The sequence below is a fragment of the Sphingomonas sp. J315 genome, from assembly GCF_024666595.1.
In the GTDB taxonomy this organism is placed as follows: Bacteria; Pseudomonadota; Alphaproteobacteria; order Sphingomonadales; family Sphingomonadaceae; genus Sphingomonas.
In genome coordinates this window covers 3,836,938-3,862,236 of sequence record NZ_CP088296.1, presented here as the reverse complement: position 1 = coordinate 3,862,236, position 25,299 = coordinate 3,836,938, and the positions used below count along the sequence as shown (strand labels likewise).

26 protein-coding genes and 2 tRNA genes are annotated in these 25,299 nt (G+C 65.4%); 16 read left to right on the top strand and 12 right to left on the bottom strand.

Annotation, left to right across the window (positions count from 1 at the left end; translation table 11 throughout):
- Positions 1 to 66: 66 nt before the first annotated feature.
- Entirely contained in the window at positions 67 to 1,332 is a 1,266-nt protein-coding gene (locus LRS08_RS19595) for a hypothetical protein (RefSeq protein WP_257845619.1), read from the top strand.
- Positions 1,333 to 1,384: 52 nt separating this feature from the next.
- Here LRS08_RS19595 and LRS08_RS19590 read toward each other — a convergent pair whose 3' ends face one another.
- Positions 1,385 to 1,846, bottom strand: a complete 462-nt coding sequence (locus tag LRS08_RS19590; RefSeq protein ID WP_260481145.1) for an Lrp/AsnC family transcriptional regulator — start codon at positions 1,844 to 1,846, stop codon at positions 1,385 to 1,387.
- Between the two features lie 190 nt (positions 1,847 to 2,036).
- Between LRS08_RS19590 and LRS08_RS19585 the strand changes: the two genes are divergently transcribed.
- The 4 genes from LRS08_RS19585 (at position 2,037) to LRS08_RS19570 (ending at position 5,428) form a co-directional block, all read left to right on the top strand.
- Entirely contained in the window at positions 2,037 to 4,160 is a 2,124-nt protein-coding gene (locus LRS08_RS19585) for a sensor histidine kinase (protein WP_257845620.1), read from the top strand.
- 82 nt (positions 4,161 to 4,242) lie between these two features.
- Positions 4,243 to 5,211: a polysaccharide deacetylase family protein gene (locus LRS08_RS19580; protein WP_257845621.1), complete on the top strand. Its 969-nt coding sequence runs from the start codon at positions 4,243 to 4,245 to the stop codon at positions 5,209 to 5,211.
- Positions 5,212 to 5,228: 17 nt separating this feature from the next.
- Positions 5,229 to 5,305, top strand: a tRNA-Ile gene (locus LRS08_RS19575).
- Between the two features lie 46 nt (positions 5,306 to 5,351).
- Positions 5,352 to 5,428, top strand: a tRNA-Pro gene (locus tag LRS08_RS19570).
- A gap of 12 nt (positions 5,429 to 5,440) precedes the next feature.
- On the opposite strand, the gene LRS08_RS19565 is transcribed toward LRS08_RS19570, so the two are convergent.
- Positions 5,441 to 6,619 carry a vWA domain-containing protein gene (locus LRS08_RS19565; protein WP_257845622.1) on the bottom strand — a complete coding sequence of 393 codons (1,179 nt, stop codon included), beginning with the start codon at positions 6,617 to 6,619 and terminating at the stop codon, positions 5,441 to 5,443.
- Between the two features lie 38 nt (positions 6,620 to 6,657).
- Positions 6,658 to 7,206 carry a CHAP domain-containing protein gene (locus LRS08_RS19560; RefSeq protein WP_260481144.1) on the bottom strand — a complete coding sequence of 183 codons (549 nt, stop codon included), beginning with the start codon at positions 7,204 to 7,206 and terminating at the stop codon, positions 6,658 to 6,660.
- Positions 7,207 to 7,392: 186 nt separating this feature from the next.
- On the opposite strand from LRS08_RS19560, the gene guaA reads away from it, so the two are divergent.
- The 3 genes from guaA to LRS08_RS19545 all read left to right on the top strand — a co-directional run bounded on the left by guaA (position 7,393) and on the right by LRS08_RS19545 (position 9,800).
- Positions 7,393 to 8,949: a glutamine-hydrolyzing GMP synthase gene (gene guaA, locus LRS08_RS19555; RefSeq protein ID WP_257845624.1), complete on the top strand. Its 1,557-nt coding sequence runs from the start codon at positions 7,393 to 7,395 to the stop codon at positions 8,947 to 8,949.
- A gap of 4 nt (positions 8,950 to 8,953) precedes the next feature.
- A complete protein-coding gene (locus LRS08_RS19550) occupies positions 8,954 to 9,298 on the top strand; it encodes an ArsC family reductase (RefSeq protein WP_409456266.1) in 345 nt (114 codons plus the stop codon).
- A 67-nt stretch (positions 9,299 to 9,365) separates the two neighbouring features.
- Positions 9,366 to 9,800: a hypothetical protein gene (locus tag LRS08_RS19545; protein ID WP_257846206.1), complete on the top strand. Its 435-nt coding sequence runs from the start codon at positions 9,366 to 9,368 to the stop codon at positions 9,798 to 9,800.
- Between the two features lie 18 nt (positions 9,801 to 9,818).
- Here the strand turns inward: LRS08_RS19545 and LRS08_RS19540 are convergent, their stop codons facing one another.
- Positions 9,819 to 10,034 (bottom strand): helix-turn-helix transcriptional regulator, encoded by a 216-nt coding sequence (locus LRS08_RS19540; RefSeq protein ID WP_260481142.1) that lies wholly within the window; start codon positions 10,032 to 10,034, stop codon positions 9,819 to 9,821.
- On the bottom strand, positions 10,027 to 10,449 hold the full coding sequence (locus tag LRS08_RS19535; RefSeq protein WP_257845625.1) for a hypothetical protein: 423 nt from the start codon (positions 10,447 to 10,449) through the stop codon (positions 10,027 to 10,029). Before LRS08_RS19535 ends, LRS08_RS19540 begins: the two co-directional genes overlap by 8 nt.
- Before the next feature lie 124 nt (positions 10,450 to 10,573).
- On the opposite strand from LRS08_RS19535, the gene panB reads away from it, so the two are divergent.
- The 5 genes from panB to LRS08_RS19510 all read left to right on the top strand — a co-directional run bounded on the left by panB (position 10,574) and on the right by LRS08_RS19510 (position 15,545).
- Positions 10,574 to 11,434, top strand: a complete 861-nt coding sequence (panB, locus tag LRS08_RS19530) for a 3-methyl-2-oxobutanoate hydroxymethyltransferase (protein ID WP_257845626.1) — start codon at positions 10,574 to 10,576, stop codon at positions 11,432 to 11,434.
- A gap of 72 nt (positions 11,435 to 11,506) precedes the next feature.
- The gene (locus tag LRS08_RS19525; protein WP_257845627.1) at positions 11,507 to 12,211 is read left to right on the top strand and encodes a tetratricopeptide repeat protein; all 705 of its coding nucleotides are present in this window, start codon (positions 11,507 to 11,509) and stop codon (positions 12,209 to 12,211) included.
- Positions 12,208 to 13,530, top strand: coding sequence for a PQQ-like beta-propeller repeat protein (locus tag LRS08_RS19520; RefSeq protein ID WP_257845628.1), 1,323 nt, complete (start codon positions 12,208 to 12,210; stop codon positions 13,528 to 13,530). Before LRS08_RS19525 ends, LRS08_RS19520 begins: the two co-directional genes overlap by 4 nt.
- 26 nt (positions 13,531 to 13,556) lie before the next feature.
- Positions 13,557 to 14,921: a ribosome biogenesis GTPase Der gene (gene der, locus LRS08_RS19515; protein ID WP_257845629.1), complete on the top strand. Its 1,365-nt coding sequence runs from the start codon at positions 13,557 to 13,559 to the stop codon at positions 14,919 to 14,921.
- Positions 14,922 to 15,131: 210 nt separating this feature from the next.
- Positions 15,132 to 15,545: an Hpt domain-containing protein gene (locus LRS08_RS19510; protein ID WP_257845630.1), complete on the top strand. Its 414-nt coding sequence runs from the start codon at positions 15,132 to 15,134 to the stop codon at positions 15,543 to 15,545.
- Between the two features lie 12 nt (positions 15,546 to 15,557).
- Here LRS08_RS19510 and bfr read toward each other — a convergent pair whose 3' ends face one another.
- Both bfr and LRS08_RS19500 read right to left on the bottom strand, forming a co-directional pair.
- The gene (bfr, locus tag LRS08_RS19505) at positions 15,558 to 16,040 is read right to left on the bottom strand and encodes a bacterioferritin (protein ID WP_257845631.1); all 483 of its coding nucleotides are present in this window, start codon (positions 16,038 to 16,040) and stop codon (positions 15,558 to 15,560) included.
- Positions 16,041 to 16,173: 133 nt separating this feature from the next.
- Entirely contained in the window at positions 16,174 to 16,344 is a 171-nt protein-coding gene (locus LRS08_RS19500; RefSeq protein ID WP_224919999.1) for a bacterioferritin-associated ferredoxin, read from the bottom strand.
- Between the two features lie 243 nt (positions 16,345 to 16,587).
- Between LRS08_RS19500 and LRS08_RS19495 the strand changes: the two genes are divergently transcribed.
- Positions 16,588 to 17,169, top strand: coding sequence for a hypothetical protein (locus tag LRS08_RS19495; protein WP_260481141.1), 582 nt, complete (start codon positions 16,588 to 16,590; stop codon positions 17,167 to 17,169).
- On the opposite strand, the gene LRS08_RS19490 is transcribed toward LRS08_RS19495, so the two are convergent.
- From LRS08_RS19490 to LRS08_RS19475, 4 genes are all read right to left on the bottom strand, one after another.
- Positions 17,159 to 18,403 (bottom strand): DUF418 domain-containing protein, encoded by a 1,245-nt coding sequence (locus tag LRS08_RS19490; protein ID WP_257845633.1) that lies wholly within the window; start codon positions 18,401 to 18,403, stop codon positions 17,159 to 17,161. The two genes, LRS08_RS19495 and LRS08_RS19490, sit on opposite strands and share 11 nt — an antisense overlap.
- A gap of 58 nt (positions 18,404 to 18,461) precedes the next feature.
- Positions 18,462 to 18,878: a DUF3052 domain-containing protein gene (locus tag LRS08_RS19485; protein WP_257845634.1), complete on the bottom strand. Its 417-nt coding sequence runs from the start codon at positions 18,876 to 18,878 to the stop codon at positions 18,462 to 18,464.
- A 125-nt stretch (positions 18,879 to 19,003) separates the two neighbouring features.
- Entirely contained in the window at positions 19,004 to 21,223 is a 2,220-nt protein-coding gene (purL, locus tag LRS08_RS19480) for a phosphoribosylformylglycinamidine synthase subunit PurL (protein WP_257845635.1), read from the bottom strand.
- Between the two features lie 57 nt (positions 21,224 to 21,280).
- A complete protein-coding gene (locus tag LRS08_RS19475; protein ID WP_257845636.1) occupies positions 21,281 to 22,459 on the bottom strand; it encodes a cupin domain-containing protein in 1,179 nt (392 codons plus the stop codon).
- Between the two features lie 79 nt (positions 22,460 to 22,538).
- Here LRS08_RS19475 and LRS08_RS19470 point away from each other — a divergent pair, with 79 nt between their 5' ends.
- Together LRS08_RS19470 and LRS08_RS19465 are read left to right on the top strand one after the other, a co-directional pair.
- Positions 22,539 to 23,285 (top strand): energy transducer TonB, encoded by a 747-nt coding sequence (locus LRS08_RS19470; RefSeq protein WP_260481140.1) that lies wholly within the window; start codon positions 22,539 to 22,541, stop codon positions 23,283 to 23,285.
- A gap of 15 nt (positions 23,286 to 23,300) precedes the next feature.
- Positions 23,301 to 23,837 carry a hypothetical protein gene (locus LRS08_RS19465; protein WP_260481139.1) on the top strand — a complete coding sequence of 179 codons (537 nt, stop codon included), beginning with the start codon at positions 23,301 to 23,303 and terminating at the stop codon, positions 23,835 to 23,837.
- Here the strand turns inward: LRS08_RS19465 and LRS08_RS19460 are convergent.
- Complete coding sequence (locus LRS08_RS19460; RefSeq protein ID WP_257845639.1) at positions 23,820 to 25,280, bottom strand: phospholipase D-like domain-containing protein; 1,461 nt, start codon at positions 25,278 to 25,280, stop codon at positions 23,820 to 23,822. The two genes, LRS08_RS19465 and LRS08_RS19460, sit on opposite strands and share 18 nt — an antisense overlap.
- Positions 25,281 to 25,299: the final 19 nt, after the last annotated feature.

Sequence of the window (25,299 nt, the reverse complement as noted above, 5' to 3'; positions counted from 1 at the left end):
CCGGGCGGGGCGGATTACTAGAGCGGTCGCGTCAACCGCTACGCAAATGCGTGAGGAGAGTTTCGGATGAAGTCTGTTTCCAAGGCTGCGCTTGCCGCGGCAGTTCTGCTGGCTGCGCCCTACGCCGTGTCGGCACCTGCGGCTGCGCAGAAAAAACAGAAGGAAGAGGCACCCAAGATCAAGGTGAGCGATGCGTTCCGCAAGGCCGCGATCGAGGTCGAAACGCTGTTGAAGGCCAAAGACTATGCCGGCGCGGCGGGCAAGATCGACGCGCTCGACGCGCTGTCGGCCAATGACGACGAAAAATTCTACGTTGCCAATTTCCGCCTGCAGATCGCAATCGGGGCCAAGGACAATCCCGGCACGATCCGCGCGCTCGACATGCTGATCGCGAACCCCAAGACCGATCCGGCGAACTTGCCCCAGTATAACTATTTCCGTGGCGACCTGACGCTCGCCCAGAAGAAGCACGCCGAGGCGCTGCCGTATCTGATCAAGGCGCGTGACCTGGGCTATGTCACCACCGGCGGCAACCTCAATTTGCAGATCGCCCAGGCGCAGCTCGAGTCGGGACAGCTCGACGCGGGCATCGCCAGCATCGACGCGGCGATCAAGGGGGAGGAGGCTGCGGGCCGCAAGGCGCCGGAGAGCTGGTACAAGTTCGCCGTCGATCGGCTCTATCGCGGTGGCAAGAAGGCGGCGGCAAGCGAATGGCTGGGTCGCCAGATGGCCGCTTACCCGAGCGCGCAGGGCTGGCGCAGCACCTTGCTCATCTACATGGAGCAGGCGCGTGAAAAGGGCGTAGCGATGGACGCCGACCTGCAGCTCGACCTGTTCCGCCTGATGCGCGCTGCCAAGGCGATGGGGGGCGAGGCGGACTATATCGAATATGCCGATCTGGCGCAGCGTCGCGGCCTGCCATGGGAAGCCAAGGCGGTGATCGAGGAAGGCCGCGCAGCCGGCAAGGTTCTGGCGGGCAACACTGCCGCCAACGAACTCTATCGCTCCGCCACGGTTCGCGAGAAGGCCGAAGGGTCGCTTGCCGGTGAGGAAAAGGGTGCCGCAGCGGCCGCCAATGGCGTTGCGGCCAAGAATGTCGGCGACGCCTATCTGGGCAGCCGGAACTTCGTGAAGGCTGTGGAACTGTATCGCCTGGCGCTGCAAAAGGGCGGCGTCGACGCGAATCTGGTCAACACCCGTCTCGGCATCGCGTTGGCGATGCAGGGCCAGAAGGCCGAGGCAAAGACCGCGTTTCAGGCAGTCAGCGGTGCCGGGCGCAGCGAAATCGCGCGGTTCTGGACCACCTGGCTGGACCAGACGCCGACGGCCTGATTTCGAGCTTTTGTGAATCGAAGGGGCGGTCGATGGGCCGCCCCTTTTTCGTTCAGTCGACCGGCACGCCGGGGTCTGACTTGGACGTGCGGATCGTCAGCGAAGTGCGGACATGCGCGACGTTGGGCGCGGTGGTCAGCCGAGTGGTCAGGAACTGCTGAAAGCTGCTGAGATCGCGCGCGACGATCTTCAGGATGAAGTCGATATCGCCGTTGAGCATGTAGCATTCGCGAATCTCGGGAATCGCGGCCACATGTGCCTCGAACGCCTCAAGGTCGGATTCGGCCTGGCTCTTGAGGCTGACCATCGCGAAGACGGTGATCGAATAGCCAAGCCAATTGGGATCGAGATCGGCATGATAGCCCCGAATCGCGCCCTTTTCCTCCAAAGCGCGCACGCGGCGCAGGCAGGGCGGGGCGGTCAGGCCGACGCGGTCGGCCAACTCGACATTGGTCATGCGCCCGTCGGACTGAAGATGCGCCATGATTTGCCGGTCGATGTCGTCGAAAGCCATAATGTTTCCCTTGGACGGTGCCTTTGCATCGCCATTTGCCAGTTAAACATAATAAAATTACTTGCAAGCGCAATTGTCCCACTATGCTACGGCGCGCTTTCGGGACGAATTCTCCTGTTCCCTCCGGGCCTTCGGGCGGGTTAAGGATTCCTTACCGGCCGATTTCCGGCCCGACTGGGCAGACCGTTTTTTGCGCTACGACGACACCCTGGAGACCGTTCTGGCCGGAGATGTTTCGACATCATTCGGCAAGGCGTCGGCGTGGCGTCAGCTGGTCGATCTGATCGGTCGGCGGCGGGTAGCGGCGGATGCGCGCGCGTTCAACCTGCTTCGCCGGATTCGCGACGAGGTGCCGATCGGCGTCCGCGCCGCGAGCGCCCGCGCGCTGGAACATGTCAACCCGCCCGCGCCGCTGGTCGCACTGTGCGCCCTCGACGATATTTCGGTTGCCGCTCCGTTGCTGCGCACCGCGCGGATGTCATCAGGCGAGTGGGTCGAATTGCTGCCCCGCCTGTCGTCGGCGGGGCGATCGGTGCTGCGCGCCCGCCGCGATCTGCCGCCGGGGATCGAGCGCGCGCTGGAGGCATTCGGGCCGATCGATTTCGTGGTCTCGGGCGCCGCGGCGGAAGTCGTTGCCGAATCGACGCCTGAGGCGGCTGCGGATGTTCCGGCGGTCATCGCATCTGAAACCGTTGACGAACCCGTGCCGCTCACGGAGGTCGAGCCGGCGCTGGTCGCGCTGCCCGTGATCGCCGAGGACGAGGATGCCGAGCCGGTCGCGCTTGGCGAATCCGGTTCCGTGCTGGAGGCGGTCGCGCGGGTAGAGTCGCGGATCCGGATGCGGCTGCGCCCGGTGCTCGATCCGGTCGAAACGCCGGTCGTCGAGGTCGCGCCGGAACCCGACCCCGCACCCGCGACGGAGCCCGAGCCGGAGGTTGAGCCGACGGCGGTGCCCGCGAACATCTCGTCCTTTGTTTCGGTCGGAACGGCGGCGCTGGGCATTCCCGTCGTTGCGCAGGCGCTGGAGGCTGTCGAAGGCGAGAACCGGCCCGTGCCGGCCCAAAGCGGGACGGACGGCGAACCGTCCGTCGCAATCCCTCTTGCGACGGAGTCTCCCCCGGCGCACGCCTCGGACATGGAAGAAGTCTTCATTCTGGGTAATCGTGACCCCGAGCCGGTCGTCGCCGATACTGCGGATGTCGCGCCTGAAGGTCCGTTCGAGATTGCCGATGTCGTCGCGCGGATCGACGCATTCTATACGCTGCAGCAGGAACGCGCAGCGCATGCACCGCCGCCGGTTCGAATCGATGGATTCCGTTTCGAAACCGACGAGCTGGGGGTAATCCGTTGGGTCGAGGGCGTGTCGCGCGCGCCGCTGATCGGACTGTCGCTCGAACTCAACAACGCGAGTGACGGATCGCGTGCCGATGGCGTGGCTGCAGGAGCGCTGCGCCAGCGCGCGGTGTTCAACGACGCGCGGCTGACGGTGATCGGCGAGTCGGACGCTGCGGGTGAATGGCGCATTTCGGGTGCGCCCGCGTTCGACCGCGCGACCGGTCGCTTCTCTGGCTATCGTGGTACTGCCCGGCGTCCACGTCGGGAGGAGAGCGCGACACCTGCGGCGGCACCACTGGCCGATCCTGCAGCGGATTCGTTGCGCCAGCTGATGCACGAGTTGCGCACCCCGACCAACGCCATCGCCGGCTTTGCCGAGATGATCGAGCGCGAGATGCTGGGCGATGCTCCGCCGGTCTATCGGGAACGCGCCGGCACGATCCGCGACCATGCCCGGGCGCTGCTCGCCGCGATCGACGATCTCGACATCGCCGCGCGGATCGAGGCGTCGGCGCTGACGCTGCACAGCGGCGAGGTGACGCTGCGCCCGATCCTGGCGCGTATCGCCGACGATCTGGCCGCGCTGGCCGAGCTGCGCGGGGCGTGGATCGCGCTCCCGATCGACGATCCGGTGGTGCGCGGCGACGCGCGCGCGATCGAGCGGATGCTGTCGCGACTGCTCGCCACCCTGCTCTCGGCGGCGCGCGATGGCGAGCGGGTCGGGGTGCAGGTGAGCGAGGCGGCCGGCGTCGTCGCCATTGCGTTCGACCGGCCCGATGCGTTGGCCGGACACAGCGGCGAGGCGTTGTTCGCAATGGATGACGAACAGGAGGATGCCGCGCTGCTCGGCACCGGGTTCGCACTATGGCTGGTCCGCAACATCGCGCGCGAGCTGGGTGGCCAGCTGGCGATCACGCCGGAAGCGATCACGGTCGAGCTCCCCGCGATGGTAACCAAGTCTTTGGAACAGGCGCGCTAAACTCCCCATCGTGACGAGGGGTAGGCAACCACAGAACGGACCGGCCGATTTTCGCCCATCTGCGCCACCCGCAGATGCGGCGGTGCATTGGCCCGACGCGTTCGGAACCCGCTTTGCCGTGTTCGTCGATACCGAGGAAGAGTTCGACTGGTCGCAGCCGCTGGCGCGCGCGAACCGCGGAACCCAGGCGATGGACGCGCTGCCGGGCATCCATGCGCTGTTCGCCGACCATGGCGTGCCCGCGACCTATATGATCGACGATCCGATCGTGCGGTGCAGGCGCTCGGTCGATATTCTCCAGGGGTTGCTGGCCGATGGCGGGTCGGCGATCGGATCGCAGCTTCACCCCTGGGTCAATCCGCCGCACGACGAAATCGTGAGCCCGCGCAACAGCTTTCTGGGCAATTTGCCCCCCGCATTGCAGGCGGCGAAGATCGAAGCGCTGACCGACGCGATCGAACTGGCGTTCGGGCAGCGACCCGTGATGATGCGGACGGGGCGCTATGGGCTTGGTCGCGACACGCTCCCGCTGCTCGCGGCGGCGGGGTATCGCGTCGATACGTCGATGCGGTCGGGATACAGCTATGCCGCCGAAGCCGGGCCGGATTATCGCGCCATCCCCAACCATGCTTTTGCGACGGGGGAGGGGGATCTGATCGAGATTCCGCTGACCACCATCTATACCGGCGCGTTGCGGCGGGGCGGGATCGGGCTGCACCAGGCGCTGGGCCGGGTGCCGCGCGGGCGGGGCGTCGCGTCGCGGCTCGGACTCCTCTCGCGCGTCGCGCTGACGCCGGAGGACATGCCGATCGACCTCGCGCTCGACGCGATCCGGGTGGCGGCGGACAGCGGCGTGCGGTTGCTGATGTTCTCCTACCACTCGCCCTCGGCCGCGCCGGGCTACACGCCCTATGTTCGCGACGCCGACGACCTCGCGGCGTTCCGCAACTGGTGGGAGCGGGCGTTTGCATTGCTCGACCGACTCGGCATCGCGCCGGCGTCGCACGACCAGATACTTGCGGCGCTTGCCGAGGACGCGGATCGCCCCTAATCGGCGTGTCGCGCTGTGGGCCTGTAGCTCAACTGGTTAGAGCTGGCCGCTCATAACGGCTAGGTTGCGGGTTCAAGTCCTGCCGGGCCCACCAGCGCATTGCCTTTGTGGTCGGACCTGTATAGGCGACCCGCTCGCGTCGGGGAGTGGCGCAGTCTGGTAGCGCGCCTGCTTTGGGAGCAGGATGTCGCAGGTTCGAATCCTGTCTCCCCGACCATTTTTTTGAGCCTCAGGTCTTCCGGCTCAATTCCCGCATCGCGTCGTCCAGTCCCGCCAGCGTCAGCGGGTACATGCGGTCGTTCATCAGCTCGCGCATGATGCGGACCGATTGCGAATATCCCCATTGTTCCTCGGGGATCGGGTTGAGCCAGACGGTCGCGGGATAGGTGTTGGTCACCCGCTGCATCCACGCCGCGCCGGCTTCCTCGTTGAAATGTTCGACCGATCCGCCGGGGTGGCTGATTTCATAGGGGCTCATCGACGCATCGCCGACGAAGATCACCTTATAGTCATGGCCGAACTTGTGGAGCACGTCCCAGGTCGGGGTGCGTTCGGTGAAGCGGCGGCGATTGTCCTTCCACACGCCTTCGTACAGGCAGTTGTGGAAGTAGAAGAATTCGAGATTCTTGAACTCGGCGGTGGCGGCGCTGAACAGCTCCTCGCACAGCTTGACCCATGGGTCCATCGAGCCGCCGACGTCGAGGAAGAGGAGCAGCTTGACCGCATTGTGCCGCTCGGGCCGCATGCGGATGTCGAGCCAGCCCTGGCGCGCGGTGCCGTCGATCGTGGCGTCGATATCCAGCTCGTCCGCCGCACCTTCGCGTGCGAAACGGCGCAGGCGGCGCATCGCGATCTTGATGTTGCGGGTGCCGAGTTCGCGGGTGCTGTCCAGATTCTTGAACTCGCGGCCTTCCCACACCTTGAGCGCGCGCTTGTGGACGCTTTCGCCGCCGATCCGCACGCCCTCGGGGTTGTAGCCGGAGTTGCCGTAAGGCGAGGTGCCGCCGGTGCCGACCCATTTATTGCCGCCCTGATGCCGGCCCTGTTGTTCCTCGAGCCGCTTCTTGAGCGTCTCCATGATCTCTTCCCAAGAGCCGAGCGACTTGATCGCCTCCATCTCCTCGGGGGTCAGATATTTCTGGGCGATCGCCTTGAGCCAGTCTTCGGGGATCTCGGCGGTCTGGACGCCATAGGTGGAGGCAATGCCCTTGAACACCTTTGCGAACACCTGGTCGAAGCGGTCAAGCAGTCCCTCGTCCTTCACGAAGGTCGCGCGGGCGAGATAGTAGAATGCCTCAGGCGTGCGGTCGATCACGTCGCGATCGAGCGCTTCGAGGAGCACGAGATGCTCCTTCATGCTGGCGGGGATGCCCGCGGCGCGGAGCTCGTCGACGAAGGAGAAGAACATCGCGGGAGTGTGGCGCGGGTCGTCGCCCGCGTCCAGCCTCAGCGCGCGTAGGCGTCGATCAGCGATCCGACATAGTCGGGCTGTTCGCCGGTCAGTTCGGGGGCGGGGCGGGCCTTTGCGATCTTCGCGCCACTGACCGGGCGGCCATAGATGAAGCCGTGAACCGGGTAAGTGGTCGAGCCGAGACCGCGATTGTCGCGATACCAGACCTTGACCTGCGTCCAGTCGCCGTCGGGCGACACGTCGAACAGCGTTACGTCCTGCTCCACCTGTCCGCGCTTGCCGTCGAAACGCGACCAGTTGGCGTGGGTGACCATGACGACTCGCGGTTCGATCACCCGGCTGACCACCGAGACATGGCCCAGCGGGAGCGCCGACGACTTCGCGAAGGCAACCACCGCGCCGACTTCAGGCGCCTGTCCGCGCTGATATTTGGACGCGGCCTGGCCCCACCAGGTCCAGGCGTCGCCCCAGATCTGGATACCCGAAGCCGCGCGCGCGAACGGCACGCACTCGCCGACATAATTGAGGATCGATGCCGAAGCGGGCGCCGCGACCAGTGCCGCGGCGCCAAGGATCGACAGCATGATCCGGCGGGGGGGTCCGGTTCGACTGCATGGGGACAGCATAGGCATGCTGCGCTTCCGAATGCTTTGCGGGTGCGGTTAAGGACGCGGTGACCATGCCGGCGCGAGGAATCCGCAGTGCGCGAAATGGTTCCCGAGGTGGGCCGACGCCTTTACACTCCCGCCGTCCCTGCCTATCGGCTCGCCATGACACAGCCCGGCGAATCCATCCTCATCGTCGATTTCGGCAGCCAGGTGACCCAGCTGATCGCGCGCCGCGTGCGCGAAGCGGGCGTCTATAGCGAAATCGCCCCCTTCAACTCCGCCGCAGAGGCGTTTGAGCGGATGAAGCCGGGCGGCGTCATCCTGTCGGGATCGCCCGCATCGGTGCTGGAGGAGGGGTCGCCCCGCGTCCCCGATGCAATCTTCGACAGCGGCCTGCCGGTGCTGGGCATTTGTTACGGCCAGCAGGTGATGATGCACCAGCTGGGCGGGCGCGTGCAACTGGGCGACAGCGGCGAGTTCGGCCGGGCGTTCATCGACATCGCCGATCGTTGCGCGCTGTTCGACGGGCTGTGGGTCGAAGGCGAGACGCATCAGGTGTGGATGAGCCATGGCGACAAGGTAACCGACCTCGCCCCCGGCTTCCGCCCGGTGGCCGCCAGCCCCGGCGCGCCGTTCGCGGTGATCGCCGACGACAGCCGGCGTTACTATGCGATGCAGTTTCACCCCGAGGTGGTCCACACGCCGGACGGTGGAGGGCTGATCGCCAATTTCGTGCGCCATGTCTGCGGGCTGAAGGGCGACTGGACGATGGCGGAGTTCCGCCAGACCAAGATTGCCGAAATCCGCAAGCAGGTGGGCAGCGGAAAGGTGATCTGTGGCCTGTCGGGCGGCGTGGACTCGGCGGTCGCGGCGGTGCTGATCCACGAGGCGATCGGCGAGCAGCTGACCTGCGTCTTCGTCGATCACGGTCTGATGCGCAGCGGCGAGGCGGACCAGGTCGTGTCGCTGTTCCGCGGACATTACAACATCCCGCTGGTCCATGTGAACGCGGAGACATTGTTCCTCAACGGCCTCGCCGGCGTCACCGATCCGGAGGCCAAGCGCAAGTTCATCGGCAAGACGTTTATCGATGTCTTTGAAGCCGAAGCGAAAAAAATTGGCGGCGCGGAGTTTCTGGCACAGGGAACACTTTACCCCGACGTGATCGAGAGCGTCAGCTTTACCGGCGGCCCATCGGTGACGATCAAGAGCCACCACAATGTCGGCGGCCTGCCCGAACGGATGAACATGCAGCTGGTCGAACCGCTGCGCGAGCTGTTCAAGGACGAGGTCCGCGCGCTCGGCCGCGAGCTGGGGCTGCCCGATATCTTTGTCGGGCGTCACCCGTTTCCCGGCCCCGGCCTTGCCATCCGCATCCCCGGCGAGGTGACCAAGGAACGCTGCGATATCCTGCGCAAGGCGGATGCGGTGTATCTGGAGGAAATCCGCAACGCGGGCCTGTACGATGCAATCTGGCAGGCGTTCGCGGTGCTGCTCCCGGTCAAGACGGTCGGCGTGATGGGCGACGGGCGGACCTATGAGTCGGTGTGCGGCCTGCGCGCCGTGACCAGTACCGACGGGATGACCGCTGACGTCTATCCGTTCGACGCCAGCTTCCTGACCCGCGTCGCGACGCGAATCGTCAACGAGGTGAAGGGCGTGAACCGCGTGGTCTATGACTATACGTCGAAGCCGCCCGGAACCATCGAGTGGGAGTGATCCGGTGATTGCGCTCTACGGCATTCCGAATTGCGACACGGTCAAGAAGGCGCGGGTCTGGCTGGACGCCAATGGACTCGCCTACAGCTTCCACGACTACAAGAAAGAAGGCGCGGACCCGGCGCGGCTGGCGAAATGGGCCGAGACGGTGGGATGGGAGCCGTTGCTCAACCGCGCGGGCACGACGTTTCGCAAGCTCGATGAGGCGGACAAGGCGGATATCGATGCGGCCAAGGCGCTGGCGCTCATGGCGGCGCACCCCTCGCTGATCAAGCGGCCGGTGGTGGAGTATCGTGGCGGGCTGCTAGTCGGGTTCAAGCCGGAACAATGGGCCGCAGCGCTGCTGTAACGCGATGATTGGCAAGAGCGTCATTTAGGATCATCTTTCCCCATCGAAGCATTTAGGGGAGGGTGAGATGACCGAAGGCACGTCAAAGGCGCCGGCCTGGTTCATTGTCGGCGCGGTGCTGCTGATCCTGTGGGGCCTGATGGGCTGCGCGTCGCTTTACATGCACTTCGTGCTGGGGCCGGATTTCGATCCGAACGCGACCGACTATGACCGGCAGCTCTACGCATCGCTGCCAATGTGGCTGAACATCGTCTATTTCGTCGCCGTGCTTGGCGGGCTGTTCGGTGCGATCGCGCTGCTGATGCGGCGGCAACTGGCCGTGATCCTGTCGGCGGTATCGGTGGTCGCGGTAGTGATCCAGTTTGGCTGGATGTTCCTCGCCACCGACATCATCGCGGTGAAGGGCGTGTGGACGACCTATTTCCCCGCTTTCATCATCGCAGTGCAGCTGTTCCAGCTGTGGTTCGCCAATATGGCGAAGGGCAAGGGGCTGTTGCGCTGAACCCGGTCGGGAGGGGGATCACTCCCCCTCCCACTGGAACACGTCCTCGAGCGGCTTGTCGAAGACGCGGGCGATGCGGAACGCGGTTTCGAGCGTGGGGGAATATTTGCCCTGCTCGATCGCCGCGATCGTCTGGCGGGTGACGCCGACCCGGTCGCCCAGATCGGCCTGGGTCATCTCCCCTGCCATGAAGCGCAGCGTTCGGATCTGATTGGCAATTGGCGGACTAGCCATGCCAGCCTCGGCGGTATCCGAGCAGGGTTGCGCCAAACCGGATCGCTTCGGCGAGGATGAAGGCACCCGCGAGCGCGAAGATCGTGTCCGGCCCGTGCAGGCCGAAGTGCAGCCAGACGATCACTGCGACCACGCCAAGGATCAGGGTGAAATAGGCAAATCCCGTCGCACGGCGGCCGACCGCGCGGTCGCGCTCGTCGGCGGGGGCATTGGCCTCTTTCGGGGCACTGATTGCCCAGATCGTGGCTGCGGCGATCATCACCGCCGCCTGTGCCACGGTCGCGACGATGAACGGGCCGAGCATCGCGAGCCCGCGCACCGCGTGCGGCGTCAGGGCGAGGATGATGAAGAACGCACCCCAGATCAGCACCGTGCTCAGGAACGACACCCATGCGATCTTCTCTCTAAACGCCATGCGCCCCTCCCATGTAAGAAATATTCGACTCAATGGTATATATAACGAACATCTAGTCAATGAGAACTGACATGTCGAATGAGGTCGCTAGCGCGCTCGCGCTGGCCCCGCTAGAGCGCCAACCATGTCCACGACCTTCACCATCGACACCTCCACCAGCCGCGCGACGCCGACCCCGGCGCCGATGAAACGGCTGACGGTCCCCGCGATTCAGGCGCGCAAGGGGAAGGAACCCGTGGTGATGCTGACCGCCTACACCGCGCGGATGGCGCAGCTGCTCGACCCGCATTGCGACGTGCTGTTGGTCGGCGACAGCCTGGGACAGGTCATCTATGGCCTGCCGTCGACGCTGTCGGTGACGCTGGACATGATGTGCGCGCATGGCGCGGCGGTGGTGCGGGGCAGCTATCATTCGGTCGTGGTGATCGACATGCCGTTCGGTAGCTATGAGGCGAGCCCGCAACAGGCGTTCGAATCGGCGGCGCGGATCATGGCGGAAACCGGGGCTGCGGCGGTGAAGCTGGAGGGCGGTCAGGCGATGGCCGAGACCGTCGCGTTCCTCACTGCGCGGGGCATTCCGGTGATGGGCCATATCGGCCTGACACCCCAGGCGGTAAACGCGCTGGGTGGCTATGGCGCGCGCGGTCGCGGCAATGCCGAATACGCCAAGATCATCGGCGACGCGAAAGCCGTGGCAGAGGCGGGAGCGTTTGCGCTGGTAGCCGAGGGCGTCGTCGAGACGCTGGCGAACGAGATTGTCGCAGCGGTGCCCTGTCCGGTGATCGGTATCGGCGCGTCGGTGCAGTGCGACGGGCAGGTGCTGGTGACTGAAGATATGCTGGGCCTGTTCGAGCGCACCCCGCGCTTCGTCAAGAAGTTCGACGATATGGCGGGCCGCATTTCCGCCGCGGTCGAGAGCTACGCATCGGCAGTACGCGACCGCAGTTTTCCCGGTGATGAGCAGGTCTATAAGCCCAAGGATTGAGGCGCTTTCGTTTCCCGTCCGGCGCGGCTAAGGTCCGCGCCACACCCCCCGATTTTCCCGATGGAGTTCCCCTTGGCGCTGAGCCCGCAAAGCAACGATGCCTTTCTGCGTGAGGTCGACGAAGAGCTCCGCAAGGACCAGGCGTTGCACATCTGGCAGAATTACGGCCGCTGGATCATCGCCGCGATCGTCGGCGCGCTGCTAGCATTTGGCGGCTTCCTGTATTGGCAGAGCCACAGCGAGGGGCAGCGCGCGGTCGAGGGCGACAAGTTCGCTGCGGCGTTCAAGGCGCTGGGCGAGAACAAGCCGCAGCTGGCCGAAGGGTCGCTGAAGGAATTGGCCGATTCCGGCACGCCTGGCTTCAGCGCGAGCGCACGCTTCACCCAGGCGACGCTGCTGCTGCAGAAGAACGACCTCAAAGGTGCGGCGGCGCTGATGGGGGCGATCGCGGCGGATACCGACGTGCCGCAGGAGTTTCGCGATCTCGCGCTGATCCGTCAGACGATGATCGAATATGACACGATGAAGCCCGACGCGGTCGTCGCCCGGCTGAGCGGCCTCGCGGTCAAGGACAGCCCGTGGTACGGCAGCGCGGGCGAGATGCTCGCCGGCGCCTATCTGCGGCAGGGCAAGCGCGCGGAAGCAGGCAAGCTTTATGGCGCGATCGCCAAGGACGAGAGCGTTCCGCGGTCGATCCGTCAACGCGCGGTTCAGATGGCCGGCGTACTGGGTGTCGACGCGATCGTCGACGAGGGTGAGGACAAGAAAGCACAATGATGAAGGCGGTTCGTACTTCGGTCGCGCTGACGGCGCTGGTCGCGCTGAGCGCGTGCGGCATCTTCAAGGGGGGCGGCAACAAGACCCCGGTGCTGGGTCAGCGCGTTCCCATCCTGGCGGGTGAATCCGGCATCACCGCCGACAAGACGATCGCCGATGTGCAGGTTGTCCTTCCGATGGCGACGGTCAATCCGGGATGGACCCAGCCGGGTGGCAATGCGGCGAAGGCGATGGGCCATCTCGCGTTCGGCCAGGCACCGGTGCGGGTCTGGTCGGCGAGGATCGCCGGAACAACGGGCCGTGTGCGGCTTGCCGCCGCGCCGGTCGTTTCGGACGGCAAGCTGTTCGTCGTCGATACCGATGCGGTCGTCCATGCGTTCGACGCGGCCACCGGCGGCAAGCTCTGGTCGCTCGCGACCTCGTCGGACAAGGAAAATCGCAATGCGGCGTTCGGCGGCGGGGTAAGCGTCGAGGGCGGGCGCGCCTTCGCCACCAACGGGCTGGGCGATGTCGTCGCGATCGACGTGGCGGCGGGCACCGAAGTGTGGCGCAAGAAGCCGGGCGGCCCGCTGCGCGGCGCACCGACGCTGTTCCTTGGCAACGCCTATGTCGTGTCGCAGGACAATCAGCTGTTCGCGCTGGCACAGACGGATGGTGCGGTGGTGTGGACCCAGTCGGGTACTCCGGAAACGCAGGGCGTGTTCGGCGTGGCGGCACCCGCCGCGGCGCAGGGGACGATCGTCGCTGGCTTCTCGTCGGGCGAACTCAACGCCTATCGCTACGAAAATGGGCGTGCGCTGTGGAGCGACACGCTTTCGCGCTCGACCATCTCGACATCGGTCTCCAGCCTGGTCGATATCGATGCCGAGCCGGTGATCGACCAGGGCCGCGTCTATGCCGTCGGGCAGGGCGAGCGCATGGCGGCGGTCGAACTGAATTCGGGCCAGCGCATCTGGGAGCAGAATTTTGCCGGCATCTCGACCCCGTGGGTCGCGGGCGAGTGGATCTTCGTGATGACCGACGATGCGCGCCTCGTCTGCATCGCGCGCGGCAGCGGCAAGATCCGCTGGATCAGCCAGATGCGCGCGTGGCGTGACGAGAAGGACAAGAAGGGGCCGATCAACTGGGTCGGTCCGATTCTGGCCGGCGACCGTCTGTGGCTCGCCAACACGCGCGGTGAGCTTGTGTCCGCGTCGCCAGCAGATGGCAGCGTCGGTCCCATGATCGAGCTGGGCGACACGATCAGCCTTGCGCCGGTCGTCGCGAACAACATGATGTATGTCCTGAGCGACAAGGGCGAGATCACCGCCTATCGCTGAGGTGGCAGTTGCGGTAGGAGGCGCGGATGCGTCTTCCTACCGTAGCGATCATCGGCCGGCCCAATGTCGGCAAATCGACCCTGTTCAACCGGCTCGTCGGCAAGCGCCTTGCGCTGGTCGACGATCAGCCCGGCGTCACCCGCGACCGGCGCGAAGGGGACGGCGACCTGCTGGGTTGCAAGTTCCGGATCATCGACACCGCGGGATTCGAGGATGAGGACGCCGCCAGCCTGCCCGGGCGGATGCGCGCGCAGACCGAGGCGGCGGTGCGCGAATCGGATGTCGCGCTGTTCATGATCGACGCTCGTGCGGGGGTGACCCCGCTCGATGCCGAGGTCGCGCGCTGGCTGCGCAGTTCCGGCGCGCCGATCGTCCTGCTTGCCAACAAGGCTGAGGGGCGTGCCGCCGAGCCGGGCATCCATGAAGCGATGGCGCTGGGGCTGGGCGACCCGGTTCCATTCTCCGCCGAGCATGGCGAAGGGATCGCCGACCTTTTCGAGGCGCTTCAGCCCTATATCGACCGCGAGGAAGATGCGTTCGAGGAAGAGGAGGATGATTCTCCCGACGCGCCGCTCAAGCTGGCCGTGGTCGGGCGCCCGAACGCCGGTAAATCGACCCTCATCAACAAGATCCTGGGTCAGGAACGGCTGATTACCGGGCCTGAGGCGGGGATTACCCGCGACTCGATCGCGATCGAGTGGCTGTGGACCGATGATGAAGGCAATGATCGGCCGATCCGGCTGATCGACACGGCAGGGATGCGCAAACGCGCCAAGGTTCAGGAGAAGCTGGAAAAGCTGTCGGTCGCCGATGCATTGCGCGCGGTGGATTTCGCCGAAGTCGTGGTGCTGCTGCTCGACGCGACCAAGGGGCTGGAGGTCCAGGATCTCAAGATCGCCGACAAGGTGCTTCAGGAGGGCCGCGCGCTCGTAATCGCGCTCAACAAATGGGACGTGGCGGAAAACCAGTCGAGCCTGTTCAACGGCGTAAAAGGCGCGCTGGACGAGGGGCTGGCGCAGGTGAAGGGCGTGCCGTTGCTGACGGTGTCCGGGGCGACCGGAAAGGGTCTCGACACGCTGATTCGCGTCGCGTTCGAAACGCGCGAAGCGTGGTCGCGACGAATCACCACGGGACAGCTCAACCGCTGGTTCGAGCGCGCGATCGAGGCAAACCCGCCGCCCGCGCCGGGCGGCAAGCGAATCAAGCCGCGATACGTCACCCAGGCCAAGACGCGCCCTCCCAGCTTCATCCTGTTCGGTACGCGGGTCGACCTGTTGCCCAAAAGCTATGAGCGCTATCTGGTCAACAGCATGCGCAAGGAGTTCGATTTCGGCGCAGTGCCGGTGCGGCTGACGATGCGTCCGTCGAAAAACCCGTTCGATCGCGAGTGAGGGTGCCAAGCCGCGCTGACGGCCTGTGGATATCCGTGACCTCGCTGCAGGCGGCCGCGTCCACGCGTGTTCCGGTGGCTGAAAAGGCGAGGGTTTGCGGGTCGATGGTCTATCCGGTTGCCCGTTAGGAAAACGGTTTCCCGTCAACCGGACGTTTACCAGCTTACCCATATTTGTGATCCGGACGTAATGCGTGTGCTGGAGGTTGATTTGGCGACCCTCGATGGAGACCGGCTGGTGGACTGGACCGCGTTCGCGCATGCCCGGACGCAGCTTGGCGCGAATTTCGTCCGAATCCTCGGCTATTTTCAGGAGGATGGCGTCAAGTCGGTCGGACTGATCGAGGACGCGATGCGGTCGAACAATGCCGCCGCGATGGTGCTGCCCGCACACACGCTGAAGGGGGAATCGCACCAGTTCGGCGCCGAACCGCTGGCCGAATGCGCCGCCGCGATCGAAGAGATCGCCCGCCAGTGCGTCGAGAATCGCTATGAGCCGAGCGAGGCGCTGAAGCATGTTGTCGAGTTGCGCCCGTTGTTCCAGGCGACGCTGACGTTGCTGGAGCGGGAAGCGAACCCGCTGGTCGAACGACGCCCGATGTTCGGACGTCGCCCGGGGGCGTAGGACCCCGACCCGTTACTCCGCCTCTTCCGCCTTGGAATTGAGCTGGATGTAGTTCTGGATCCCCATCCGCTCGAGCATCTCGAACTGGGTTTCGAGCGTGTCGACATGCTCTTCCTCGCTGTCGAGGATGCGCTGGAACAGGTCGCGGCTGCCATAGTCGCGGACCTTCTCGCAATGCTCGATCGCGTCCTTGAGCACCGCCACCGCCTCATATTCCAGCTCGAGATCCGCCTTGAGCGCCTCTTCGACCGTCTCGCCGATGCGCAGCCGACCGAGCAGCTGGAAATTGGGCAGGCCGTCGAGGAACAGGATGCGTTCCGCCAGCATGTCGGCATGTTTCATCTCGTCGATCGACTCGTGGCGCTCGAACTCGGCGAGCTTCTTGACGCCCCAGTGATCGAACAGACGATAGTGAAGCCAATACTGATTGATCGCGGTCAGCTCGCCCTTGAGCACCTCGTTCAGATAGTCGATGACCTTGGGATCGCCCTTCATGTCGCACCTTTCGCGTTTTCGTTTGTTCCAGCGGAGCTGAACCAATCTCTTTCGCACGCGAGTATAGCGCGACTTGGGCGCTTCAGACAGTCAAAAAATGGCGGATTTCTGCGGGTTTGCGGAGGTGCGAACGCTACGCAGCAGCGCGTTCGGCGTCGATAATGGCTCGCGCGAACGGCACGCACTGACCGCATTTCGGCTGACGACCGAGCGCACGATATGCCTGACACGCGCTGATCGCTCCGTCACGCGCCGCAGCGCGGACATCCTTCTCACGAATGGCGTTACAGACGCAGACGACCATCAGACCCTCTCACTCTCTCGCTCTAGCTAAGGCGATTGAGAGTGATTCGCAAGCCTATTGCGAGGCATTCGCGAAAATGCTGATTGGCCGCCGGTTTGCAACGTGGAACTATGCAGTATGCGCCCTTTCCTCCCGTTCGCCCTGATTCTCACCCAGGTCCCGGCAGTTGCCGCAGACAAGCCGCGGACCCCGACCGCCGATCTGACTCCACCGGACGAGGTGGTTCGCATCGTCAACGGGGCTATGGCCGAACTGTTGGCGCCTGGCGAACAAGCCGGACCGAACTGGGAAGTCCAGGGCGTCGATCTCGTCGCACGGATGGCGGCCCATCCGGAGGGTATCAATCGGACGGCGACGATCAGCGACATGGCGGGTGATCGTTCAGTCGATCACTATGGAGAGGGGACGCTCCCGAATCCGCCGGGGCTTGAACCTGTGCTCGACCTGCCGGGGCAGCCGATGTCCGGCGACGTCCACTGGCAAACCATATCGGAACTGGGCGACGGTGTCTGGATGCGCGCCAGCGCAAAGCTCGTGCGCCGCGGAAACGCACGTTGCGGAAGAGGGTGGGAAACGCTGACCATTCTGAAACCTGGCGACGCACCCTTGAGCGAGGAAATGCGCTTTGCGGTGATGTTCGTGCGACTGATGGCCGAACGGATGCGCCAGATGGAGGTCTGCTCGATCGCCTTTGAGCAGCCCGATGGGACCTTGATCGAGCGTAGCTTCCTTCCCGATGGCCGGCCGCTTCCCAAGCTGGACGAGCAGAGCAAACCAGTTCGCATCCGTCCGCTTGCAGACGCGACCGCGATCCTCAACCCTTGATCAGTACCCCACCCGCCATCGCCTGAGGGCGCCCGCGCGACAGGCTGCGCCACAGCCATTCGAGCGGGCCGTAGGCAAAATGCTCAAGCCAGGGCTTCGACCAGAGCAGGATCAGCGCCCAAACCGCGAACACCACCAGATAGACCTCTGCCCGCGACAATTCGCCATACCAGCCAAGGCCGTAGCCGTAGAAGATCGTGGTGCAAATCAGGCTGGTCACCAGATAGTTGGTGAACGCCATCCTCCCCGCTGCCGCCAGCCGATCAGTCAGCGCTCCCCCAGGGCGCATCAGCAGGACGATCAGGCTCGCCCAGCCCATGATCATCAGCGGACGGACGGGGATGGTCAGAACCATCGTCGAGGCTGTCACCTGAACCACGCCATAGTCCGAGCGTATCATCCAGACGGCGAGCGCGCTGTAGAACGGGACGCCAATGCCGAAGCCGATCGCGACCCAGCGAACATATCGGCGACGTTCCCACTGTCCGGTCAGCATCCCGTTGCGGAACGCGGCCATACCGAACAGCATGTAAGCGAGCGTTTCCCAGCCATATTGGATGACACCCAGCAACGGTCCCCAGGCGACTTCCTTGAACCGCTCGACCGTGATGCCCCACCAATCGCCCCGGTGGATCGCGACCTGGCCCGTCAGCCAGTCCGACGATGGTCGGCCAAAGCCGCGTTCAATGCCGACAAGGGCTTCGCGCATTTCCGGATTGTCGGGCGTCGCCTGGGCGATCGCCGCGATCATCGGAATGAAGGCAGAGACGATGAACTGGACTACCAGCAGGATACAGCCGACGATCAGCAGGGTCTTGATCCGCGAGTTGCGGAACAGGAAGGCGACCATGCCCATTAGCGCGTAATTGTTGAGAATGTCGCCCCACCAGACCAGCCAGAGGTGGAGCAGGCCGAAGACGAGCAGCCAGGTCATGCGCGAATAGTGGACCTTCGCGGCGTTCTCGCCCTTCGCAGTCGCGCGTTCGATCACCAGCAGGGAGGAGGCACCGAACAGGAAGGAGAACAGCCCGCGCATCTTGCCGTCGAAGAGCACGAAATTGCCGAACCAGACGGCGAGGTCTGCGCCTTCCGCGCCACCATAGGCCGCCGGATTGAAATAGGCCGGCATCGGCATCGAAAAGGCGATGATGTTGAGCAGAAGGATGCCGAGCACCGCGACCCCGCGAACGGCGTCGAGCGTCAGATGACGGTCACCCGCCATAGTCGTGGCCATCGATCGTCTCCCCCCGTGTTAGCCGAGGAATACACCGCCTTGTTGCGGCGCGCCAGCCTCAACACGCGCCGCGCAACTCCTTGCGGATCATCAGCTTGAGGCCGGACCAGGTCTCGTCCACCGCGCAGACCTTCACATCGACAAGTCCAAGGGGCAGGGCGATCTCGCGGATCGTGTCTTCGACGATGTCGGTATCGAGGTTCGCCGCCTTTTTGGGCCAGGATACCCAGATGAAGCCGCTCGGCGCGATCAACTGGCGCAGCGCCCTGAGCTCGCGATCGAGCGTCGCGCGGTCCGTGACGAACACATGCGCCGCGTCGATCCCGGTGCAGGGCGCCGCGAGGACTTCGAGGCCGAGGTCATCGACCCGCGCTTCTGCCCGCACGCTGGCGGGCATGTCAGCGATGAACAGCCGCATCCCGGGCTTGAAGCCCAACTTGTCGGCGAGCGGGGTGGTCGAATAGCCGGCGGTCATGGCCCCTCCTGCGGGTCTAATCGTTGCAACCTGTCCCTGCCTACGCACGAGGCGCGGATTGGGTGCATTGCGGCGAGTCGAACCGAAGGTGGCAGATTACGACCATCGTGGGAATGCGATGGCTGTCACGCCAGTGCCGCGTCCGGCCCCATCAGCGCGGGGAAGAAGCCTTCATGCGCGTCGCGCAGCGTATCGATCGTTACGCACCAGTCGCCTTCGTCGAGTTCGAAGATCAGCCGGTCCTTGATCGTGCGGCCCATCGGGTCGGCGGGGACATCGGCTTCGGCGGCGGCGGTGAGGAATTCGGTCAGCGCCTCGTCGGGCACGGTGACGATGTAGAGGCCCTGATCCTCGCCGAAGAAGCTGCCTGCGATGCCGAAGGGCTGGGCCTGGTCGATCGTCGCGCCGATGCCGCTGGCGAGCGCCATTTCGGCGAGCGTCACCGCGACGCCGCCGTCGGACACGTCATGCACGGCATTGACCAGACCGCGCCCGATCATGTCGCGGACGAAGTCGCCGGTGCGCTTTTCGGCCTTCAGGTCCACCGGCGGGGGCGGGCCTTCCTCGCGGCCATGGATTTCGCGCAGCCAGATCGACTGGCCGAGATGGCCCATCCGCTCGCCCACCGCGATGATCGCATCGCCGGTCGCCTTGAACCCGATCGTCATCGACTTCGCCCAGTCGGCGAGGATGCCGACGCCGCCGATCGCGGGGGTGGGGAGGATCGCCGATCCGCCACCGGTCGCCTTCGACTCGTTATAGAGGCTGACATTGCCCGACACGATCGGGAAGTCGAGCGCGCGGCAGGCATCGCCCATGCCCTCGAGGCAGCCGACGATCTGGCCCATGATCTCGGGCCGCTGCGGGTTGGCGAAGTTGAGGCAGTTGGTGATCGCCAGCGGGGTCGCGCCGACGCTGGTCAGGTTGCGCCATGCCTCGGCGACCGCTTGCTTCCCGCCCTCGACCGGGTCGGCGAAGCAGTAGCGCGGAGTGCAGTCGGTGGTGATCGCCAGCGCCTTGTCGGTGCCGTGAACGCGGACGACCGCAGCATCGCCGCCGGGGCGCTGGACGGTGTCGGCGCCGACCATGTGGTCATATTGTTCCCAGATCCAGCGGCGCGATGCGATGTCGGGCGAGCCCATCAGCTTGACGAGATCGGCAGCGATGTCGGTGCTTTCCGGCTCGTCGGCGAGGTCGGCGGGCTTGGGCGTGGGGACATGCGGACGATCGTAGAGCGGCGCGTCGTCGGCAAGTGGGGCGAGCGGGATGTCGGCGACGGTGTCGCCCTTCCACTTCAGCACCATGCGGCCCGTATCAGTAACGTGACCGATGACGGCGAAGTCCAGCTCCCATTTGTGGAAGATGGCTTCGGCGAACGCCTCACGGCCGGGCTTGAGCACCATGAGCATCCGCTCCTGGCTCTCCGACAGCATCATTTCATAGGGGGTCATGCCCGTTTCGCGCTGGGGCACGTCGTCCATGATGAGTTCAATGCCGACGCCGCCCTTCGACGCCATTTCGACACTGGACGAGGTGAGGCCCGCCGCGCCCATGTCCTGGATCGCGACGATTGCGTCGGACGCCATGAGTTCGAGGCAGGCTTCGATCAGCAGCTTCTCGGTGAAGGGGTCGCCGACCTGAACGGTCGGGCGCTTGGCGTCGGCATCTTCGCCGAAATCGGCGCTCGCCATGGTCGCGCCATGAATGCCGTCACGCCCGGTTTTCGAACCGACATAGACAATCGGATTGCCGACGCCGGAAGCGGCCGAATAAAAGATCTTGTCGGTCTGCGCGACGCCGACGGTCATTGCGTTGACCAGGATATTGCCGTCATAGGCCTTGTGGAAATTGACCTCGCCGCCGACGGTGGGCACGCCGACGCAATTGCCATAGCCGCCGATGCCGTGGACCACGCCCGCGATCAGGTGCTTCATCTTTGGATGATCGGGGCGACCGAAGCGCAGCGCGTTCATGTTGGCGATCGGGCGCGCGCCCATGGTGAACACGTCGCGTAAAATTCCGCCCACGCCGGTCGCCGCGCCCTGATAGGGTTCGATGTAGCTCGGGTGGTTGTGGCTCTCCATCTTGAAGATCGCCGCCTGCCCGTCGCCGATATCAATCACGCCGGCATTCTCGCCGGGGCCACAGATCACCCAGGGGGCAGTCGTCGGCAGCTTCTTCAAATGGATGCGGCTCGACTTGTAACTGCAATGCTCCGACCACATCACCGAAAAGATGCCGAGTTCGGTCAGGTTCGGCTCCCGCCCCATGGCGTGCAGGACGCGTTCATATTCCTCGGGCGACAGGCCGTGCTCGGCGACGATTTCGGGCGTGATCTGAGTCATGGTCGCGCGCATAGCGGGAGAGAAGCGCCGCGTCACCCCGGTGAACGCAGATCGCGATCAGACACGCGGGCGATAGGGTTCGGCGAGTCGATCGCGCACGATCCGGGCGACCAGTGCATCCAGTTCGGCCACAGGATGATGCGGGAACTGGGCGCGCACTTCCTGCGCGGAAAAGGCGGGCCGGGCGAGCATCCATTCGGCCGCGTCGGCCAGCAGACCGAGCGGCGCGCGCGTACCGTTCGTGGCGAGCCAGCTTCCCGATTCATCCCTGCTGACCTGTGCGGGAAGACCGGTGCGCGCGTAGAAATCGAGTGCCGGGCGGGCGGGGAGCGCGACGGGATGCGCCGGGGTCGCCAGTTTGCGCTGTCGCAGCCGGATCGAGTCGCGCAGCGCGGGCGACCTGGCAAGGCTCGCAAGACGCGCGCCGAGGTCGGTCAGATGAGCGTTGAGGGCATCGCCGTCCTCGCCGCGCGCGTCGGGGAGCCAGGCGCGAAAGGCCGGGTCGGCGAGCGCGGTCTGCTGGATAAGTTCAAGCAACAGCCGCCCCGAAAACGGCGCGACGCCAAAGGTCAGGTGGAGCGACTGGGTATCGGTGGCAATCGCGTCGTGGAAGAAACCGCGCGGAATATAGAGCAGATCGCCCGGGCGGGTGGTGACGTCCATCAGCACCGGCCCCTTCGCGGCGTCAATCCACGCCTGTGCGTCGTCGCCCTGTGGCGGATCGAGCGGCATGTCGGCGCGATGGGCATAGATGCGCCAGCGCTTTTCCCCGGCACACTGGATCGCGAACACCTCATGCGTGTCGTAGTGCGAGGCGAACGCCTGAACGCCCTGAAACGAGACGTAACAATTGGCACCCACCAGCGCGGCGAAGCGATCGGCGAGCAGATCGGCCAGCGCGCGTACTGGGGGGAGCAGATCCTCAAGATGATCGAGGACGAGGCTGGCCCCCATCGCCAGCAGATGTTCGATCCGCGCCGGATCCCCGGCGGGTGCCTTGCCCGGAGCCTCGGCGAGATAGTGCGCAGGATCGACCGCGCGCCCGTTGAGCATCAGCTTGAAGCGGTCGGGCGTCCACGGCGCGCGCTGGGCAAGCAGGGCGTTGAGATCGCTCCACCCGATCGGCGGCGCAATGCGCCGTGCCTCGGTCGCCGGAATGTGAACCGGACGGAGGTCCCAATGGCGGTCGAGAAAATCGCCTTCGGGTAGCGGTGCGAGGAAATCGGCAAAGGTCACGCGCCGCAGTCTAGCGCACGTCGGCGCACTGTCGAGCACGAGCAAGCGTCGGTTCAGCGGGGTTGTGCGTTGAGGGTGCATGGTTGCGATCCTGTCCCATCGGCGCGAGCGCGCGGGCGGTGCGGCGGCAGCGGCGGCGCTGACGCTGGGCCTCGGTGCGTTGCTGGTTGCCGGGCTGGCGGTGCGGGCGCAGGTCGTGGTTGAGGAAGACGGCATGGCGCTGTTCCGCGTCGCCCCCGATGCGCCGCCGCCGCCCGAAGCGATCCGCGCGCCACAGCGCGACACCCGGCCCGAGGGGGAGGCGGCTCCGCCCAATCTCACCTCACGAGCGACGCCGGTGGTGGTGCCGGAGCCGATGGTGCCATTGCCGCTGCCGCCGCCGCTTTTGCCTGTGGCCGAGAAAGCAGCGGATAGCAGTCAAGCGACCAGCGGGGCTGCGGACGTTCCGGGCCCGGGGAGCGGTGCGGGCGGTCAGGGAGATGGCTTCGGCGCAGGCGGCAGCGGTGACGGGCGCGGCGCCGGCGACCCCGATGCGACCCCGCCGCGCTGGATTCGCGGCGACATTCGCGATTCGGATTATCCCGAGGACCTTGCCGATGCGGGGATCGGCGGGCGGGTGACCGTGCTGTATCTGGTCGAAACCAATGGCCGGGTCAGCGACTGCGATGTGGTGGGGTCGAGCGGCGTGCCGCGTCTCGACGCGCTCACCTGTCGCCTGATCCGCGAACGCTTCCGCTTTCGCCCATCGCGCAGCGGGGCGGGGAAGCCGGTTCCGGCGCTGATCCGCGAAAGCCATGAATGGGTGTTCGAGCGCGTAAACCCTTGATAGCTTGCGCACGACATGGCGCAGGGGGTGCGGGTGAGCCGGCTGGAACATTGGTATCTGAAACGGTTTAGACCGGTGGATGGCGGATTTCTGTTCACCCAATGGGGTTATGAGGTTCACCTGTCGCATGCAGAGGTCGCGCAGTTGCTCGTCGATTGGCGTCGAGTGTGGATGAACCCCTTCCTCTGGGGCGGGTGGCTTGCGCTGGGGGTGGCTTTTCCGGCTATCCTGTACCTGCAGGGCTCTGGCGTGGCGGCGTTCATGGTCGCACTTCTGTTCGGGGTGATGATGTTGGTCACCCTGATGTACGCGCTGCGCCGGGCGAATGAGCTGGCGGAACCCCGCGTGCCGCTCGAAGCGGCGCGCGCGTTCAGTTCGAGCCAGCCGACATGGCCAGTAGCGATCGTCGGCGTCGGGATTGGCATCGACATGCTTTTCGACGCGGAAGGCGTCTGGATTTGGGTGTCGAGCCTGTTCATCGCGATCAACGTTGCGATCCTGCTCAGCGTGCTGTGGCGCTGGATACGCGCGCGGTCATCGTCGGCGGCCTAGCCTCCGGAGCAAGCCGCCCTTCGTCATCGCCTCGAACGGTGACTCATCACCCGAATCGAGGATCTGGTTCTCCGCCAGCCATTCCTCGACGGTGGCAAGATCGGGGACCTGGTAGGGGCGCATCGAGCGCCCGGTGCCGCGCAACGCCTCGACCGCTGCGATCAATGACCCACCGTCCTCGATCGCCTTCGCCACGCTGAGCGAATCGGTGCCGAGATGTTCGGCCAGCAGGCCGTCGCGGATCGCCGCGATGCGACCTGCCTCCTCCGGAGTGCGTGACGCCAGCGCCACGTCGCATTCGGTGTCGAGGCCGAGCGAGCGGTTGTTGAAGTTGGACGATCCCACCCGCAGGAAGCGGTCGTCGACCACCAGCACCTTGGCATGGACATAGATCGGGTCCCCGGCACGCGTGTAGGGGTGGTAGAGGCGCAGCCGGTCATGCGGGTCCCGCTGCTTCAATGCCTGGAACAGGCGGGCGCGGGCGGTGTCCATCGCGGTCTGTTCGAGCCAGCCATCGGCGCGGCGCGGGTTAACGATGACGAATTCCGGTCCGTCCGGTTCGGCCAGCCGCTTGGCGATCGCCTCGGCAATCGCACGGGAGGCGAAATACTGGCTCTCGGCATAGACGAAGCGGCGCGCGCTGCCGATGAGGTCGAGGTAGAGCTTTTCGATCTCCTGTACCGGTGCTTCGCCGTTCAGCTCGGGCTGGGTCCGCGCGATGGCGGCACGGATATCGGTGAAATCGGGCGTGAGCCGGTCGGGCCAGCATTCCTGCTCGACATCGGGGCGCTTCAGGCGATGCCCGCCCGCACGGTGCCAGCGTTCCCGACACAGATCCCCCAGCATCGTGGCGGCAGGCCCCTGAATCGCGGTCGTCGCGTCGTGCCACGGCATGTAGCGGTCGCCGCCGGGGTCCGTCCGTCCCGGATCGCCATCGGCATGACCCCGCGTGTCCCAGCGGCCCAGCGTCATGTCGATCCCGCCGCAAAAGGCGAGGCAGTCGTCGATCACCACGATCTTCTGATGATGCGAGGCGCCGGGCGGGTGGGTCGAATCGAGCTTCAGATGGATGCGCTTGGCCAGCTTCCACGCGACGAGGGTCTGGAGCGTCTTGCCGCGGAACAACGAGGTGAGCGCGCCGACATCCCAGCGCAGGATATGCACCTCCAGATCCGGGTTGCGGCGGGTGATCCAGCTGATGAACGCTCCCACCTCGCGCGGGGCCTCGGGATGCTCGGGGGGATCGTCATGGGTCAGCAGGATGCGCGCGTCGAAGTCCCATCCGATCAGCAGGAGCTGCTTCTTCGCCTGCAGCATCGCGGTGCGCGCCACGCGGAAATAATCCTCCGCATCGACGATGACCGACAGGCGCGTCGCCTGTGCCGCGCGCCAGCAATTGCGGCCGGGCTCAAGGAGCAGCGAGTCGTCGGGGCCGGCGGACATGTTGCGGGAATACCGGTGT

What these genes read in the sequence shown, in the direction of transcription:
- LRS08_RS19485 (WP_257845634.1), bottom strand. Translation starts at nt 18,878, where the DNA reads ATGACCGCCGGCTATTCGACCACCCCGCTCGCCGACAAGTTGGGCTTC.
- bfr (WP_257845631.1), bottom strand. Translation starts at nt 16,040, where the DNA reads ATGAAGGGCGATCCCAAGGTCATCGACTATCTGAACGAGGTGCTCAAG.
- LRS08_RS19500 (WP_224919999.1), bottom strand. Translation starts at nt 16,344, where the DNA reads ATGGTCGTCTGCGTCTGTAACGCCATTCGTGAGAAGGATGTCCGCGCT.
- LRS08_RS19470 (WP_260481140.1), top strand. Translation starts at nt 22,539, where the DNA reads ATGGTTGCGATCCTGTCCCATCGGCGCGAGCGCGCGGGCGGTGCGGCG.
- LRS08_RS19590 (WP_260481145.1), bottom strand. Translation starts at nt 1,846, where the DNA reads ATGGCTTTCGACGACATCGACCGGCAAATCATGGCGCATCTTCAGTCC.
- guaA (WP_257845624.1), top strand. Translation starts at nt 7,393, where the DNA reads ATGACACAGCCCGGCGAATCCATCCTCATCGTCGATTTCGGCAGCCAG.
- LRS08_RS19495 (WP_260481141.1), top strand. Translation starts at nt 16,588, where the DNA reads ATGGCCGAACTGTTGGCGCCTGGCGAACAAGCCGGACCGAACTGGGAA.
- LRS08_RS19520 (WP_257845628.1), top strand. Translation starts at nt 12,208, where the DNA reads ATGATGAAGGCGGTTCGTACTTCGGTCGCGCTGACGGCGCTGGTCGCG.
- panB (WP_257845626.1), top strand. Translation starts at nt 10,574, where the DNA reads ATGTCCACGACCTTCACCATCGACACCTCCACCAGCCGCGCGACGCCG.
- LRS08_RS19540 (WP_260481142.1), bottom strand. Translation starts at nt 10,034, where the DNA reads ATGGCTAGTCCGCCAATTGCCAATCAGATCCGAACGCTGCGCTTCATG.
- LRS08_RS19560 (WP_260481144.1), bottom strand. Translation starts at nt 7,206, where the DNA reads ATGCTGTCGATCCTTGGCGCCGCGGCACTGGTCGCGGCGCCCGCTTCG.
- LRS08_RS19465 (WP_260481139.1), top strand. Translation starts at nt 23,301, where the DNA reads ATGGCGCAGGGGGTGCGGGTGAGCCGGCTGGAACATTGGTATCTGAAA.
- LRS08_RS19460 (WP_257845639.1), bottom strand. Translation starts at nt 25,280, where the DNA reads ATGTCCGCCGGCCCCGACGACTCGCTGCTCCTTGAGCCCGGCCGCAAT.
- LRS08_RS19545 (WP_257846206.1), top strand. Translation starts at nt 9,366, where the DNA reads ATGACCGAAGGCACGTCAAAGGCGCCGGCCTGGTTCATTGTCGGCGCG.
- LRS08_RS19565 (WP_257845622.1), bottom strand. Translation starts at nt 6,619, where the DNA reads ATGTTCTTCTCCTTCGTCGACGAGCTCCGCGCCGCGGGCATCCCCGCC.
- LRS08_RS19595 (WP_257845619.1), top strand. Translation starts at nt 67, where the DNA reads ATGAAGTCTGTTTCCAAGGCTGCGCTTGCCGCGGCAGTTCTGCTGGCT.
- purL (WP_257845635.1), bottom strand. Translation starts at nt 21,223, where the DNA reads ATGACTCAGATCACGCCCGAAATCGTCGCCGAGCACGGCCTGTCGCCC.
- LRS08_RS19490 (WP_257845633.1), bottom strand. Translation starts at nt 18,403, where the DNA reads ATGGCCACGACTATGGCGGGTGACCGTCATCTGACGCTCGACGCCGTT.
- der (WP_257845629.1), top strand. Translation starts at nt 13,557, where the DNA reads ATGCGTCTTCCTACCGTAGCGATCATCGGCCGGCCCAATGTCGGCAAA.
- LRS08_RS19535 (WP_257845625.1), bottom strand. Translation starts at nt 10,449, where the DNA reads ATGGCGTTTAGAGAGAAGATCGCATGGGTGTCGTTCCTGAGCACGGTG.